The 15,484-nt window shown below is 62.5% G+C and carries 16 protein-coding genes; all 16 read right to left on the bottom strand.

Annotated elements, in window-relative coordinates; genetic code table 11:
• The 16 genes from AC1ROI_RS08660 to AC1ROI_RS08585 are packed head-to-tail and all read right to left on the bottom strand — an operon-like array spanning position 1 to position 15,483.
• Positions 1-1,227 carry a beta-ketoacyl-ACP synthase gene (locus tag AC1ROI_RS08660; protein WP_010464400.1) on the bottom strand — a complete coding sequence of 409 codons (1,227 nt, stop codon included), beginning with the start codon at positions 1,225-1,227 and terminating at the stop codon, positions 1-3.
• The gene (gene fabG / locus AC1ROI_RS08655) at positions 1,227-1,955 is read right to left on the bottom strand and encodes a 3-oxoacyl-ACP reductase FabG (RefSeq protein WP_010464399.1); all 729 of its coding nucleotides are present in this window, start codon (positions 1,953-1,955) and stop codon (positions 1,227-1,229) included. The genes AC1ROI_RS08660 and fabG overlap by 1 nt, the downstream gene beginning before the upstream one ends.
• Positions 1,948-2,412 carry a hotdog family protein gene (locus AC1ROI_RS08650; RefSeq protein ID WP_010464396.1) on the bottom strand — a complete coding sequence of 155 codons (465 nt, stop codon included), beginning with the start codon at positions 2,410-2,412 and terminating at the stop codon, positions 1,948-1,950. The genes fabG and AC1ROI_RS08650 overlap by 8 nt, the downstream gene beginning before the upstream one ends.
• Positions 2,409-3,605, bottom strand: coding sequence for a beta-ketoacyl-[acyl-carrier-protein] synthase family protein (locus AC1ROI_RS08645; protein WP_083375220.1), 1,197 nt, complete (start codon positions 3,603-3,605; stop codon positions 2,409-2,411). Before AC1ROI_RS08645 ends, AC1ROI_RS08650 begins: the two co-directional genes overlap by 4 nt.
• Positions 3,602-4,084, bottom strand: coding sequence for a hypothetical protein (locus AC1ROI_RS08640; protein WP_010464392.1), 483 nt, complete (start codon positions 4,082-4,084; stop codon positions 3,602-3,604). Before AC1ROI_RS08640 ends, AC1ROI_RS08645 begins: the two co-directional genes overlap by 4 nt.
• Entirely contained in the window at positions 4,081-5,328 is a 1,248-nt protein-coding gene (locus AC1ROI_RS08635) for an NAD(P)/FAD-dependent oxidoreductase (protein ID WP_102599413.1), read from the bottom strand. The genes AC1ROI_RS08640 and AC1ROI_RS08635 overlap by 4 nt, the downstream gene beginning before the upstream one ends.
• Complete coding sequence (locus tag AC1ROI_RS08630) at positions 5,315-6,475, bottom strand: cation:proton antiporter (RefSeq protein WP_102593632.1); 1,161 nt, start codon at positions 6,473-6,475, stop codon at positions 5,315-5,317. Before AC1ROI_RS08630 ends, AC1ROI_RS08635 begins: the two co-directional genes overlap by 14 nt.
• The gene (locus tag AC1ROI_RS08625) at positions 6,472-8,811 is read right to left on the bottom strand and encodes an MMPL family transporter (protein WP_102593633.1); all 2,340 of its coding nucleotides are present in this window, start codon (positions 8,809-8,811) and stop codon (positions 6,472-6,474) included. The genes AC1ROI_RS08630 and AC1ROI_RS08625 overlap by 4 nt, the downstream gene beginning before the upstream one ends.
• Complete coding sequence (locus AC1ROI_RS08620; protein WP_102593634.1) at positions 8,795-9,397, bottom strand: outer membrane lipoprotein carrier protein LolA; 603 nt, start codon at positions 9,395-9,397, stop codon at positions 8,795-8,797. The genes AC1ROI_RS08625 and AC1ROI_RS08620 overlap by 17 nt, the downstream gene beginning before the upstream one ends.
• Entirely contained in the window at positions 9,394-9,819 is a 426-nt protein-coding gene (locus AC1ROI_RS08615) for an acyl-CoA thioesterase (protein WP_010464383.1), read from the bottom strand. The genes AC1ROI_RS08620 and AC1ROI_RS08615 overlap by 4 nt, the downstream gene beginning before the upstream one ends.
• Positions 9,812-11,356, bottom strand: a complete 1,545-nt coding sequence (locus tag AC1ROI_RS08610; protein ID WP_077747625.1) for an HAL/PAL/TAL family ammonia-lyase — start codon at positions 11,354-11,356, stop codon at positions 9,812-9,814. Before AC1ROI_RS08610 ends, AC1ROI_RS08615 begins: the two co-directional genes overlap by 8 nt.
• Positions 11,337-12,284, bottom strand: a complete 948-nt coding sequence (locus AC1ROI_RS08605) for a lysophospholipid acyltransferase family protein (protein WP_010464379.1) — start codon at positions 12,282-12,284, stop codon at positions 11,337-11,339. Before AC1ROI_RS08605 ends, AC1ROI_RS08610 begins: the two co-directional genes overlap by 20 nt.
• Entirely contained in the window at positions 12,281-13,015 is a 735-nt protein-coding gene (locus AC1ROI_RS08600; RefSeq protein ID WP_102593635.1) for a glycosyltransferase family 2 protein, read from the bottom strand. The genes AC1ROI_RS08605 and AC1ROI_RS08600 overlap by 4 nt, the downstream gene beginning before the upstream one ends.
• Positions 13,008-14,690, bottom strand: coding sequence for an acyl-CoA synthetase family protein (locus tag AC1ROI_RS08595; protein WP_102593636.1), 1,683 nt, complete (start codon positions 14,688-14,690; stop codon positions 13,008-13,010). Before AC1ROI_RS08595 ends, AC1ROI_RS08600 begins: the two co-directional genes overlap by 8 nt.
• Positions 14,687-15,232, bottom strand: a complete 546-nt coding sequence (locus AC1ROI_RS08590) for a COG4648 family protein (RefSeq protein WP_083375213.1) — start codon at positions 15,230-15,232, stop codon at positions 14,687-14,689. Before AC1ROI_RS08590 ends, AC1ROI_RS08595 begins: the two co-directional genes overlap by 4 nt.
• Entirely contained in the window at positions 15,229-15,483 is a 255-nt protein-coding gene (locus tag AC1ROI_RS08585) for an acyl carrier protein (protein WP_007992314.1), read from the bottom strand. Before AC1ROI_RS08585 ends, AC1ROI_RS08590 begins: the two co-directional genes overlap by 4 nt.
• Position 15,484: the final 1 nt, after the last annotated feature.

Genomic DNA, 15,484 nt, shown 5'->3' with positions numbered 1-15,484 from the left:
TCAGTGCCAGCGACGGAAAATCAGCGAAGTGTTGACGCCACCAAACGCAAAATTGTTGTTCATCACGTACTCATTACTCATCTGGCGGAACTCGCCGCGCAGGTAGTCGAGCTTGCCGCAGTGCGGATCGACCTCGTCGAGGTTGAACGTGTGCACGTACAGGTCGCGGTTCATCATTTCGATGCTGAACCAGGATTCCAGCGCACCGCAGGCGCCCAAGGTGTGCCCGAGGAAGCTCTTCTGCGAACTGATCGGCATGTGCTCGCCGAACAACGCGCTGGTGGCCAGTGTTTCGGCAATGTCGCCCTGCTCTGTCGCCGTGCCGTGGCCGTTTACGTAGCCGATGTCTGAAGGTTGCAGCCCGGCGTCTTCCAGCGCCAGTTCCATGGCCCGGCGCATGGTGACTTGCTCTGGGCGGGTGGTGTGCTGGCCGTCGGCGTTGCTGCCGAAACCGACGAGTTCGGCATGGATGTGCGCGCCGCGTGCCAACGCATGTTCAAGCTCTTCGAGCACCAGCATGCCGCCGCCCTCACCGATCACCAGGCCATCGCGGTCTTTGTCATACGGACGTGGGCTGGTTTGCGGGGCGTCGTTTTTCAGGCTGGTGGCGTAGAGCGCGTCGAAGACCATGGCTTCGGTGGGGCACAGTTCTTCGGCGCCGCCGGCGAGCATCAGCGGCAGGCGCCCGAATTTGATCGACTCGTAGGCGTAGCCGATGCCCTGGCTGCCGCTGGTGCAGGCGCTGGACGTCGGGATCAGCCGGCCGGTGAGGCCGAAGAAGATGCTGATGTTCGCCGCAGTGGTGTGCGGCATCATCCGCACGTAGGAGTTGGCATTAAGGCCCTCCGCCACCGAGTTGAGCAGCATATTGCCGAACGCCTTGATCTCGTCGGTGCTGCCGGTGGAGGAGCCGCAGGCGACGCCCATGCGCCCATCCTTGATGATCGGGTTACCCAACAGTCCGGCATCGGCCAGCGCCTGCTCCGACGCGCCGACCGCCAGGCGCGAGACCCGGCCCATGCTGCGCAGCTGCTTGCGGGTCCAGTGGCTCGGGACCTTGAAGTCGTCGATAGGCCCGGCCAGGCGCGTGTTGAGTTCGGTGAACCGATCCCACTCGTCCATCCGGCGTATGCCGCTGCGGTTGGCCGCGAAGTTGCCAGCGATGGTCTCCCAGTCGCTGCCCAGTGAAGTGATGCCGGCCATGCCGGTGACGACGACGCGCTTCATCAGCACAGGCCTCCGTTGACGGCCAGAACCTGCCGGGTGATGTACGACGCTTCCGCCGACATCAGGAAATTCACCGCGCCGGCCACCTCTTGCGGAGTGCCCATGCGTTGTGCGGGGATCATTTTCATCAGTTCTTCCACCGGCACGTTTTCGTCGAGCATGGCCGTGTCGATCAGGCCGGGTGCGACACAGTTGACGGTGATTTTGCGCTTGCCCAGTTCGATCGCCAACGCTTTCGCCGCGCCGATCAAACCGGCCTTGGAGGCGCTGTAGTTGACCTGGCCACGGTTACCGATCAACCCGGAAACCGAGGTGATGCAGACAATCCGCCCGGCCGCGCGACGCCGAATCATCGGCATCATCACCGGGTGCAGCACGTTGTAGAAACCGTCGAGGTTGGTGCGCATCACCACATCCCAATCATCCTCGCTCAGCGCCGGAAAAGCACCGTCACGCGTCAGGCCGGCGTTCAGCACTACGCCGTAATAGGCGCCATGAGCTTCCACGTCGGCTTCGAGGATGGCCTTGCAGCTGGCGCGATCTGAGACGTCGAACTGCAAAACTCGAGCATTGCGTCCCAGCGCCTGGATTTCGCCCTGGACGGCGATGGCGTCGGCCAGGCCGCTGCGGCAATGCAGCACGATGTCGTGCCCGGCCTGGGCCAGACGCAACGCAATGGCACGGCCGATGCCACGGCTGGAACCGGTGACCAATACGGATTCAGTCATGGCTGGCTCCTTGGGATTCATGAAGGTATTGAGCGGCCTGAGGCGGGCGGAACACGTTCAGGCGGGCGGTGGCGTGAATGCCGGGGGCGTTGATGTGGCATTCGAACACGCCCATGCCGTTGTCGTCTTCCAGCGAGCGCAGTCCATGGATGGTCAGTTCGGTGCCCGCGGGGAAGTGCTCCACGTTGCATTCGAATTTCCGGGTGCCGAGCAGAAAACCCAGCGCCACCGCATCACCGCGCTGGCGCGCATGGCAACCGGCGTAGGCGGCAACACTCTGGGCCATCAGTTCTATACCGACCCACGCCGGCAGGCTGCCGTCGGGACGATTGAACAGGCCCCCGGGCTTGACGGTGAGGCGGGTGTGAATCTGCTCGTCATCGAACGCCAGGATCTGCTCGATGAGGATCATGTCGCCAGCGTGCGGCAGCAGCTCGGCGAGCGGCCAGTCAATCATGGGGCATCTCCGATAATCAGGCTGACGTTGTTGCCACCGAAGGCAAAGGAATTGCTCATCAGGTAGCGAGGTGCAATGGACGTCAGGCGATGGTCCGGGGTCACCCACTGCAAGGCCGGCAAGTCGGGGTCGGGCTGACCGTCCCACACGTGGGGCGGCAGGAGGTTTTCCCGATTGTTCGTGCTCAGGCTCAACCAGCAGAACGCCGCTTCCAGGGCGCCGGCCGCGCCGAGCGTGTGTCCGGTCATCGGCTTGGTGGAGGAGCAGGGCACGCCGTGCGGGAACAGGGCCGAGACCGCCAGGCTTTCCATCGCGTCGTTGTGTTGGGTCGCGGTGCCGTGCAGGTTCAGGTAGCCGATTTGCTCGGGCTGCACCTTCGCGCGGTTCAGGGCTTTGCTCATCGCTTGCAGGGCGCCCCGGCCGGTCGGTTCCGGCGCCGAGATATGGTGCGCATCGGAACTGGCGCCGCTCCCGAGCAGGGCAATCGGTTGGCTCGCGCCGGCTTTTTTGCTCATCAGAAACAGCACGGCGGCTTCGCCGATATTGATGCCGTTGCGGTTGGCCGAAAACGGATTGCAGCGCTGCTCGGACACCGCTTCCAGGGCCGAAAAGCCATTGAGGGTCAGTTTGCACAAACTGTCGACGCCGCCGCACAGTACGGCATCGCACACACCCAGATCGAGCAGCCGCTGGGCACTCATCAGCGCCCGGGCGCTGGAGGTGCAAGCCGTCGAGATCACATAGGCCGGGCCGCTCAATTGCAGCCAGTCGGCGAGGAAGTTGGCCGGCGCGCCGAGTTCCTGCTGCTGATAATCGTAGTCGGCAGGGAATTCATGTTCACGAATGTAATGGGCCAGGCCACGGCTGGCTTCATCGATGCCGGAAGTGCTGGTGCCGAGGATCACGCCGATTCGATCGCGGCCGTAAGTCTGGATCACTTGATCAATGTCATCGCGAATTTGCAGCGCGGCTTCCAGCAGCAGTTGGTTGTTGCGGCTGCTTTGCTCGGCCAGTTCCGGCGGGATCGGCGCCAGCTCACCACGTACCGCCGCCACCGGCAACGACCGCTCCGGCACCCAGCCGGATTCGCTGCGCATGCCGGAGCAATCGCCAGCAAACAGGTTGCGGGCGACTTCCTGTTTGTCGCGACCCAGGGCGCAGATCACCCCGAGAGCATTCAGGTAAGCGGTCATGGCGTCTCCCCGCTCAAGGGCGTTACCAGGTACTTCGGACCTTTAGGCAGGTTCAACTCAAATCTCAGTGGTGGCGAGTAACGCACGTCCCAGCGAGCGGGCAGGGAGCGTTGGGAGCCGTGTTGCCAGGCTTCGGGGTAGTTGGCCTGCAATTCGTCTTGCGGGGTCAACGCGAACAGTAACGCTGCGAACAATTCCCGGGCTTCCGGATTCGGCGGCAGCAGGCCGTCAGCTTGCCACTGGCCATCGATCAGTTTCTGGCGTGCCTGCGGAATGCCCAACAAATCCATCATCGACCAGCGAATGCCCGGGCCTTCGCGCGCAATTACTAACACCCAGTCCTGACGCTGATCAGCCAGCAAGCGCTGAATGTGCAGTTGCTGCGGCAGCGGCAGGTTTTCGGTTTGCCCGGGCAGCGGCGCCTGGCTGGCGCAAGCGCTCAGCAGCAGGAGGCAACCCAGAAGCAGGTAACGGATCATGTGGCATCTCTAGCGCAAAGTTCCGACAGCACGCGCAGCCGACGCTTGGGTTCGCTGACGAACGGATTACGCTCGTCCCAGGCATAACCGGCGAGGATTGCACTGATCATACGGCGGATATCCGCTGAGCTGCCTGGATGATAAATCACATCCTGGAAAGTCCCGGCGTACCAGCCTTCGACGTAGCAGCGGAACGTGTCGACGCCGCGCTTGAGCGGTGCGGCGAACTCGGTCTGCCAGTCGACGCTTTCACCTTGCAGCTGGCGATGCAACACGCCGGCGGCCATGCTGGCCGAGCGCATGGCGATGGTCACGCCGGAGGAGAACACCGGATCGAGGAATTCTGCCGCGTTGCCGAGCAACGCAAAGCCCGGGTCATGCAAGGTTTTTACGTTGGCCGAGTAGCCGCCGATGGTGCGGGCTGGCGTGTCCCAGACCGCGCTTTCCAGGACACAGGCCAGGCTTGGAGTTTCAGCGATGAAGCCGCGCAGGCACTCGTCCAGGTTGTCCATGCGGCCTTCGAAGTGCTCGGCGGCCGCGACCACGCCCACCGAGCAGCGACCGTTGCTGAACGGAATGGTCCAGAACCAGATGTCGCGATGGATCGGATGGGTGGTGATAAGGATTTTTTCCCGTTCGAAGGTCGGGCTGTCGATATGGTCTTCGATGTGGGTGAACACCGCCTGGCGCACCGGGAAATTCGACGGTGCTTCAAGGTCCAGCAAGCGTGGCAACACGCGGCCGTAGCCGCTGGCATCCAGTACAAAATCAGCTTCGACGCGGTACTGGCTGCCATCCTCACGAAGCACATCGAGCTGCGGCTTGGGCAGGTCGAAATCGGCACTGACGATGGCTTCGCCATAACGAACGTCGACGCCTTGCAACGCGGCCTGATCGGCCAGCAGTTTGTCGAAATCGGCGCGCTGGACCTGGAAGGTGGTCGGCTTGCCGTTGCTGAACGTGTCGCCGAAATCAAAGGCGCTGTAGTGCTCGCCCCAGGCGAACGCGGCGCCGTTTTTCATCTGGAACCCGGCGGCGTTCACGGCGTCGAGCATGCCGGCTTCTTCGACGAAATCCAGGCAGTGCGACAACAGGCTTTCACCGATGGAAAACCGTGGAAAATGCTGGCGTTCAATCATCAGCACATCGTGGCCTTTGCGCTTGAGCAGCGCGGCGGCAATGGCGCCCGAAGGACCCGCGCCAATGACAACAACCTGGCGACGTTCCATTTCAACTGTTGGCACGGGGGCTCCTTGCCGGGGCGGCGATATTCAAAGGGGTTTGGTGCATGCCGGCAAGTGCCGGCAGCAGTGTGGCGATCAGGCCCATCACCATCAGCGCGAAGTACAACGCCGGGCTGATGAGCTGTTGTTGCAGCAGCAGGTTGAGAAAGACGATCTCGCTCAAACCGCGAATATTGAGCAGCAGGCTTTCGCGCCAGCGACTGGCGCCTTCAAATGAAGCGCCGGCCCAGCCGAGACCGAGCCAGTTGCCCAGCAGTTTGCTGGCAATCGGCAACAGCAGCAGCGCCGCCAACTGCACCCAGCCGAGACTGGCCATGGCGGCGTGGACATTGATCTGCACGATACCGAAGGTGAGGATCAGCGGGATGGCGATCCAGGTTTGCAAACGGTTCATCCAGATCGCCGGCAACGGCAACACCAGCGGCACTTTCAGCGCGGCCATGCACAGCAAATAACCGATGCCGAAAATCAGTGCATTGAGCTTGAAGTGTTCGGCGACCACCAGCAGCGCAAAAAAGCAGCCGCTGTGCAGTAACGGTTGGCGCAAACCCAGCAAATGAAGAAGCACCGGAAAGCAGGCGCCGACCAGCGGCAGTAGCAGACTGCTCAGGTGCAGACTGCCTTGGGCGAAGCCGAACAGGGTCCAGCATGCCAGGTCGATGAGGATCGCGGTTTGCACCAGCCGCCGGGTTGCGGCGGGCGGGTAATTGATGTGTCGCAGGTAGAGGTACAACACCGGGATCGCGGTGATGGCGAACACCAGGCCCACTGCCAATGAACTGATCCACGGCTGTGCGGGTAACAACCAGACCGCAGTCGCCAGACCGCAGACAAATGGAATGCAAAAACTCGGCAGGGCGATTTTCAGGCTCTGGCGATCGAGTCGCAGGTCGATCACATCGCTGAGGATGTTTCCCAGCAATAAGGCAAAACCGAGGCTGTAGAGGTTTTTCAGCCATACCGGCGAGATCAGCTCGGCGCCGCTGAGTTGCCAGCCCGGCTCGATCCAGAAGTACATCAGCAGCGGTAGACCGAATGTCGCCAGCAGCAACTGACTGACGATCGGGATCAGGCCGAAGTGACGACCCACACGGGTGGCCACGGCGAACATCGTCAGGGCCATCAGCCAAAACAGGGCGATCATCATGCGGCTGGCTCCACGACGGCGGCGGCATGCACTTGGCGTCCGGCCCAGGGCGCCAGGATGAAACTGAACGCCAGCCCGAGGCTCACGGACAGGCCGAAGTTGCTCACCGCCGGCGTGCTGGACACGGCCAGCAAACCGAATGACAGCCATGTGGTCACCGCTGCCAGCAAGGTGCCCAGCAGGCTCACGGCGGCGCCGCCGACCTGTTCGCGCATGAGGATTGCGTAATCGACGCTGATCGCCGTCACCAGTAACAGGCCGAACAGGCTGAACAGGGTCAGGGGTTGGCCCATCCAGCCGAGGCTGGCCAGGCTGCACAGCGCGGCCAGCAAGGGCAGTGAGACGATGCGCAACGCACCACCGAAGCCAAACGGCAGGATCAGCACCAGCACGATCAACACGCAGGAGGCGAGTTTCAGCTGCGCCGCGCTGATCTGTGTCGCGGCGAAAACGCTGTTCAGTTCACCGAGACGGTCGACCAGTTCGACCCCCGGCAAGTCCAGCGCCTGAATGCGCAACAGCGAAGGATTATTCAGGCCTTGCAGGCTGACCATCGCCGCCACGCCCTCATCGGTCGGCCCCAGCCACAGGGTGCGATAAGGTTCCGCCAGCGGACCGACCAGCGAGGCGTCGATGTCTTCGGCGGGCAGCGCCAGCAACGTTGCAAGCTCCGCTTGCAGCGCTTCTGCCGGCACGCCGAGGTCGAGCAAGGGTTGCCAGAACTGCGGCAACTTGCTCAACGCTTCGCGCACTTTGTGCTGCTCGCTCGGCTGGCTGACCAGTTGATTTAGCGACAGGTAACCCTGGAGTTTTTCCAGGTTGACCAACTGATCCAGGCGCTCGCTCAGTGCAGTCTGGCGTTCGAGCAGTTCCTGTTGATTGGCCGCGCGCACCAGGAAGAACTGGCTGGTCGGCTGATAGCCGGTGATGCGCGCAATGGCCTGGGCTTCGTCGGTCAATTGCTGCGGTGCGCCGATCCACTGGCGGATATCGTTTTTGCTCTCCAGTTGCAACAGGCCGCCGACGCAGAAGGCAATCAGCAGTGCCAATAACACGGGCGTACTGACGTGTTTGAGCAGCGCTTCGCGCAGGTTCAGCAAACACTCGCAGATACGCAGCGGCCAATGCGCCGGACGCAGGTTCACGCCCTTGAGCAACGCTGGCAGCAGGCACACGGCCGACAAGTAGGCACCGAGCAGGCCGGCGGCGGAGAACACGGCAATCTGGGTCAGGGCCGGGAAAGGCGTCCAGGCCAGGGCCAGGTACCCGATGCAACTGGTGATCAGGCTCAGCGTCAGGCCCGGCAGGGTCAGGCGTAACGCCGGCCAGCTGTTCCAGGGTTTCAGGCTCCAGCTTTTCGACAGGTAATGCAGCGGGTAATCGACGGCCACGCCAATCAGGCTCGAGCCCAGTACCAGCGTCATCACATGCATGTGACCGAACAGCGCCACGCACGCCACCGCACCAAACAGCATGCCCACCAGCACTGGAACGAAAGCGAGCAAGACACGCCAGCGCCGGAAGGCCAGCAACAGCAGCAACAAAATGCCCACGGTGGCACCGCCGCCGACCCATGTCATTTCGCGGGTGGCTTGTTGCTGACCGTTGGCCGCGTACAGCAGGCCGCTGGCAGCGAGCAGTTGCACGTCGGCCTGGGCGGCTTCTTTTCGGCTGCGTTCAAGCAGGTCAGCCACTTGCAGCGGCAGGCTCATGTCGAAGGCATTGCCGGTGGTTTTTGCCCGCAGCAACACCCAGCTCTTGCCGTCGGCATCGGCGACCAGCGCTCCGCTGCCGATGTCCAGTTGCACGGCGCCGTGTTGTGGTTGGCTGTTCTGGATGCGCCCGGTCAGGCCCAGCCAGTCATCCTGGCTCGGCACCAGGCTGAAACCGGTGAACGGGTCGAACAGCGCTTGCACCCGCTGCTGGATAAAGGCGTCGGGGTGTTCGATCAACTGCTGCCGATCCATCGCCGAAAGCATCGACAGCCGGCCTTGCAGCAATTGCGTGCGCAGCGCCGGCAAGTCGGCTTGCAGGTTCCACTGAACCTTCTCGAACAAACCGCTGGCCTGCCACTGCTCGCCGAGTTTCTGCGCCATGGCAATGGCTTGCGGGCGATCTTTATGGCCTACCAGCACCAGCATTTCCCGGTTCAACGGTTCTTGTATGCGTTGTTCGGCACGCAGTTCCAGCGCGTCCGGCGCCGTGCCCGGCACCAGTTCCATCAGGTTGGCCGACAGCGGTGCACCGTCGCGCCATTGCCAACCGGCGAGCGCGAGCACCGCCAACAGCAGGATCAGAAACAGCCACGGAAGTCTGCGTTCACTCGGCAAAGTCATGTTGCTCCGCGTCGCTCAACGGTTGGGTGCTGGTGCTGTCCTGCATGCGCAAAAGGGTGCTGTCGCCCTGGGTTTCCAGCAGCTCGATGCTGTGCACCAATTCGCTGCCGGTGATGTTGATCTGATTGAACACCTGCTTGAGCAGCATTGAGCGCGGGATCAGCATCAGTTTCCAGTTCTGTGCGTCGCCGCTCAAAGACAATTCGAAGTCCCGTTGCAGACCGCTGCTGTCACCTTGCAACACGGCGAGGAACAAGCGGTTCTGCTCGGCGCCGGCGCTCTTGCCCGGGAGCATTTGCCAGCCGCTGGCGTCACGGCGGGCGATGCCTTTGTTGGTGATGCGGTAATCCTGTTGCAGCGGGGTTTTCAACAACCAGAGCAATCCGTGGTTTTTAGCGAGGATAAAAGTGCCCTTGCTGGTCAGCGGCTGGGGCAATGCGCGCAGGTGTTTTTCCTGGATGAAATGGCCGTGGATCACATCAGGCTTGGCCAGTTGATCGCTCAACTGCTGCAAATCGAAGGCATGAGCCATCGATGACAGCCCGAGCAACGCCAACGCACCGAGGTATTTGAAAAACGGGGTCATGCGAGCATCCTTTCTACGGCATCGGTGAAGATCTTCGGTGAGGCCAGCTGCATCTCGCGGCTGCTCATGTCGACAGCGACCTGTACGGAACTGGCGCGGGTCAAACGCTCACCGGTTTTCACATCGCTGATCAGGTAATTGATCTTCAGACGGTTCTCCCACTCCACCAGATTGGCCCGCACGTTCAGCTTTTGACCGAACACGGCGCCGCGCACATAGCGCAATTGCAGGTCGATCACCGGCCAGGCATAACCCGACTCGACCATGGCGGTGTAGTTGTGACCGATCTTGTCCAGCAGCGCACAACGGGCGACTTCCAGGTATTTGACGTAATGGCCGTGCCAGACCACGTTCATGGTGTCGACGTCAAAGAACGGCACGAGGATTTCCGTATCGGTGTGAAGCACTCCCTTGCTACGCATGCAGCCTCCAGTGTTGCTCGGCGATACGTTTCAGGCACAGGCGCAATTCGCCTTCCAGCGCGCGATCTTCGATGACCGGCGGGAAGTCTTTGGCCAGCTCTTCGTGCATGGCCGCCAGGGCTGGCGGTAACGGGCGCGCGTCCTCGGCTTTGCTGCGCAGCCAAACACCCTGGTTGGCGGCGAGCAAGGTGGCGGCGGCGACCTGTTCGGTCAGCTCCAGCACACGGATCGCATCGCGGGCGGCGATGGTGCCCATGCTCACCTTGTCCTGGTTGTGGCACTCGGTGGATCGCGAGAAGACGCTGGCCGGCATGGTGTTTTTCAGCGCTTCGGCGGTCCAGGCGCTGGTGCCGATCTGCACCGCCTTGAAGCCGTGATTGAGCATCGCGCGGTCAGCCGTGGCGCCGGAAAGGTTGCTTGGCAAGCCATGGTTGTACCGCTCGTCCACCAGCAGGGCGAGTTGCCGGTCCAGCAGATCGGCCACGTTGGCCACCAGGTTTTTCAGGCTGTCCATGGCGAACGCAATATGGCCGCCGTAGAAGTGCCCGCCGTGCAGCACGCGTTCGGCTTCGGCGTCGATGATCGGGTTGTCGTTGGCGCTGTTGAGTTCGATCTCGATGAACGAACGCAGCCAGTTCAGGCTGTCGGCCAGGACGCCGAGGACATGCGGCGCGCAGCGCAGTGAATAGCGGTCTTGCAGGCGGTGCAGCGGTGCGGTCGGCGCGTCGATCGCCAGATCCTTGCGTAACCACGCAGCGACTTGCATCTGCCCCGGATGCGGTTTGGCGGCGAACAGGCGCTCGTCGAAGTGCTCGGGATTGCCTTGCAGCGCGACCACGTTCAGCGCGGTGATACGGGTCGCCAGTTGCAGCAGGTAATCGGCGCGGGCGTAGGCCAGGCAGGCGAGGCCGGTCATCACGGCGGTGCCGTTCATCAGCGCCAACGCTTCTTTCGGGCGCAGCACCAGCGGTGTCCAGCCCAGTTCGCGATGGACGTCGGCGGCTTGTCGGCGCTCGCCCCGGAACATTACTTCGCGCTCGCCGGACAAGGTTGCGGCGACGTACGACAGCGGCGTCAGATCACCGCTGGCGCCCACCGACCCTTCTTCCGGGATCAGCGGCAGGATGTCGTGTTCGAGGAAGGCCTGAAGACGCTCCAGCAGTTCCACGCGCACCCCGGACACGCCGTGGCACAACGACTGCAAACGCGCCGCCAATACAGCCCGAGTGGCCTGGGCGTCGAGCAGTTTGCCCAGTCCGCAGCCGTGGAAGGTGTACAGATGACGGGGCAATGCCTCGACGTGATGCAGCGGCACCGCGACCACGCACGAGTCGCCGTAACCGGTGGTCACGCCATAGATCACGCCTTCCTTGTCCAGCAGGGAATCGAGAAATCGCGCGCCCTTGGCGATGCGCTCACGGTACGCAGGGTCGCTTTGCAACTGCGTCGGCACCTGACGGTTGGCCGCGGCCAGCACGTCTTCGATGCGCAAAGGGAGTTCGCCGAAGGTTACCGGCTCAAGCGTTGGCGTCGTCATCGGTCTTCCAGAAAGGGTAAAAGTTGAACCATTGTTGGGGCGCTTCAAGGCAATAGTGACCCAGGCGTTCGGCGTAGCGGGAAGCCCACTGATGAATGACCTGCTCGCGGTCGCTGCGTTTCCACACCACGGCCTCGGCAAACGGTTCGAGGGTCACGCGATATTGGCCCGTCGGTTTCTTCAGGCACATCAGCAAATTGATCGGGCATTTCAGCAAGCCGGCCAGCAGCCACGGCCCCTGGGGCAATGCAGCCTGATGACCGAGGAAGTCCACGGTCACGCTGCGCCCGCCATGCAGCGGCACGCGGTCGCCGGCAATCGCCAGCCACTCGCCACGCTCCAGTCGTTCATGCAGTTGCAGCATGATCACCGGGTCCAGTTCACTGACCTGAATCAGCCGCAGATTGGTCGCGCCGGCCTCGCCCAGTAATCGGTTGAACTGCTCGGCGTGCTTGGTGTGCACCAGCACGTTCATGGTGACCTTCTCGCCGATCTCCGCGAGTGCGCGGCAGACTTCGAGATTGCCCAGGTGCGCGCCCACCAGCATCTGCCCGCGAGTGCCACGCAGCTGACTGCGCAGCAGCGCCGGGTCGACGATTTCGATGTGATCGATGCTCAACTTGCCGTTCCAAACGTCGAGTTTGTCGAGCATCGAATCGGCGAAGGCCATGAACTGGCTGAACACTCGCCAGTGGGTCGGTCGCAATTGCGGGCGTGCGCTCCAGTCCGCGAGGCGTTGCTGGTATTGCCAGGCACTGCGGCGGGCACTGCGACCGAACAGGAAAAAGTACAGGACGATGCCGTACAGCAACGGACTCAGCAGCCGTCGGCCCAGCACTTTGGCGCAGAGCGCGGTGAATTTCATCAGCCAGAAGCTGCCGCGCTCCTGGCGGTCGGCCCAGTGCTGTTTGTCTGCGTTACTGCTCATGCTCGCCACCGTCGCCAGAGGATCACCGGGGCCCGCAGCAACATGCCGAAGAACAGCCGGGTGTGCATGCTCGAAATCAGCACATTGTCGTGGAACATACGGAAATGCGAGACACCGTCCAGCGGGTAATGGACCTTGGTCGGCAGCCACTGCATCGGCTGATTGCGCCAGGCCAGGCGCACGAGGATGTCCGAGTCGAAATCCATGCGCTTGCCGATCTTCGCCGAGTCGATCAGTGCCAGGGTCGGCGGCAATGGGTAGACGCGGAAACCGCACATGGAATCGCGGATCTGCAAGGAAAGCGTGTTGATCCAGACCATGACGTGGGTCAGGTAGCGGGCGTACAGACGGCCCTTCGGCACGCTGGCGTCGTATTGCGGATAGCCGCAGATCACCGCGTCGGGATGAGCGCGCGATTGTGCGATGAAGGTCGTGACATCCTGCAGGTCGTGCTGGCCGTCGGCGTCCACCTGCAAGGCATGGCTGAAACCCAGGCGCGAGGCTTCGCGCAGGCCGGTCATGACCGCGCCGCCCTTGCCTTGATTGGCGGCGAGGCGGATCAGGTTGACCATTTCACGCTGGGCCAGTTGGTCGAGCACCCTGGCGCAGGATGGATCGCTGGCATCGTCCACCAGAATGCACGGCAGGCCACTGGCGATCAGCGCGTCGACCACCGTGGTGATCGCGGTTTCGTGGTTGTAGACCGGGATGATTGCGCATGGTTTATACATCACCTGCAACCTCCAGCAGAATCCGCCCACTGGAGCAGGTCGCGGTTTCATTGCGGTAGGCGAAATACAGTTTGCCGCGTTCCGGATCGAAGCGCAGGTGCAGTTGGACTTCATCACCGGGGCGCACCAGTTGCTGGAACTTCAGCACTTCCATGCCAGCGAATTTAGCCGGCAGGTCCATCAATTGCTGGCCGAGGCTCAGCGCCCAATCCACCTGCACCACACCGGGCAATACCGGTGTTTGCGGGAAGTGTCCGCTGAAGTAGGCGAGGTCCGGCGGAACGGCCAGTTGCAGGCTCCATTCGCCATCGACCTCGACCTGTTCCAACACTTCCGGCGCTTTCGGGCGGGGGGCCAACAGCAAGGCTTCGACGTCGGCTTGAGGCAGTTTGCCTTGAGCGTTCAGGGGCAATTGCCGCAGTAACCGCCAGCGTCTTGGCAGGGCCAGGGCTTCGCAGTGCTGGCTCAGGTGCTGACGCAATTCTTGCGTGACGGTGCGTCGGCCCTGATTGCGCAAGGCATGCAGGCCGGCGTCGGTCAGCACCAGCAGCGCGCCCAGCGAGGCGCGGTTTTCCCGGACCACGCCGAGGCGTGCTTCTGCGACCCAGTCATGCTCCATCAACGCCTTTTCCAGCATCGGCAGCGAGATACGTTTTTCTTCCAGTTTGACGATCCGGTCCAGCCGTCCGAGCAGTTCGAATCGGCCGTCGGCAGCGATTCTGGCGGCATCAGCGGTGTGTTCAATATGGCCGACGGGCAAGTAGGGAGAGGTGATCAGCAGCGCGCCCTCGCTGTCCTGACTCAGTTCGACTTCAGCAAACGGCTGCCAGAGATCGTGACCCTGACGCCAGGCGATGCCACCGGTTTCCGAGCTGCCAAGGATTTCCGTCGGCCATTGCTGCAAGCGATCGTAGAGGCTTTGCGCAGCATCGGCCGGTAGCGCTCCACCCGAGGAAAACACCCTGCGAACCGCGCTCAAGGCCGGCCAGTCGAGGTTGTCGCCCATGCGCTTGAGCAGCGCCGGGCTGGCGACCCAGGCAAACGCCGTGTGTTCGCGACTGGCTCGCTGCAAGTCTTCCGGGAAGGCCAGTTGCTTGCGCACAAACGAGCGCCCGGCACACAGCGGCCACAGCACCCGAAACAGCAGGCCGTAGATGTGTTGGGCGGCGACGCTGCCGATGATGCACGCCTGGCCCAGATCGGCACCCCAGAGCTGCTCCAGCGCCTGCACTTCATTGGCTATCTGGCGCAGGGTCTTGTCGATGCGCTTGGGTTCGCCGCTGGAACCGGACGTGCACAGGCTCAGGCGACAGGCGTCCAGATCCAGTGCGGCGTGGGGCAGGGGCGGTTGCCGATAGTCGGTGAGGTGCGCGTCATCGGCCAGGTCGGTCAGCCACAGATCGACTTCGCTCGACCAGCGTTGGCGAGTCTGCGGTTGCAGGTCGGCAGGCAGCAGCACACTGACCCCGGCACGCCAGGCGCCGAGCAGGGCAATCGCCAGGTCAGCGGCATCTTCAAGGTGCACGGCGATGCGCTGCACGCCTTGGGATTGCAGGCCGGCTGCCAGGCTTAGCGCCTGTTCGCACAGCTGTGCGTGATTCAACGCCGGTTCTGCCGTAACGGCACGCTCCGGCTGTGCCTTGAGCAACAGCTGCTCAAGTGATATCCAATTCATGGGTGGCCTCGTACCCGTTGTCGTATGAGCCATTCAATGGCAAACAGCAGGCCCATCAATCCATAGGAAATCAGGCCGGTGTACAACATCCACCAACTCAGCGGCGCCCACAGGGTCAGGGCGGCGGCAAGCAAACCGTTACAGAGGAAAAACACACACCAGACGACGGTCACCTGGCGGGTGTAAACAATCGCCTTGGCCGGCAAGTGCGGCTCACGCAGGCGCGCCAGGCGCTCAACCATCGGCGGCCCGATTTTCAGGCTCAGGCCAAACAGCCCCAGCATGAAAGCGCTGATCAGCACCGGATACCAACGCAGCAACAACGGGCTGTCGAACAGCGCCAGCAACAGGCAAAAGCCGATCGCAGTGAGCGCCATCCACAGGCTGCCGGGGCGACGGGGACCCAGCAGTGCCCGCGCCAGCCACAGGCTGCCCAGCAGCAGACCGAACTGCCACGGAGCAAAGTGTTCCATGCCGAAATACACCGCAAAGGGGTACAACAGGCCCGCCAGCAGCAGGCCAAGGCCGATCAGTCGACTCATGCGGCCGGTTGAACCAGACGGTAGACCGCCTCGACCACGTCACTGACGGTGCGCACCGATTTGAATTCTTCGGCGGCGATTTTCTTGCCGGTCTGACGCTTGATGTGATCAATCAGGTCGACGGCGTCGATGCTGTCGATTTCCAGATCCTGATACAGGTTGGATTCGAGGCTCACGCGCTCAGGGTCCAGCTCGAAGAGTTCTACCAAGGCATCGCGCAGGGTGTTGAAAATGTCATCACGAGTTTGCATG

Source organism: Pseudomonas sp. GW823-FHT02C02 (genome assembly GCF_058797635.1).
Note: the sequence above shows the minus strand (reverse complement) of the source record. Positions and strands in the feature narration are given on the sequence as shown.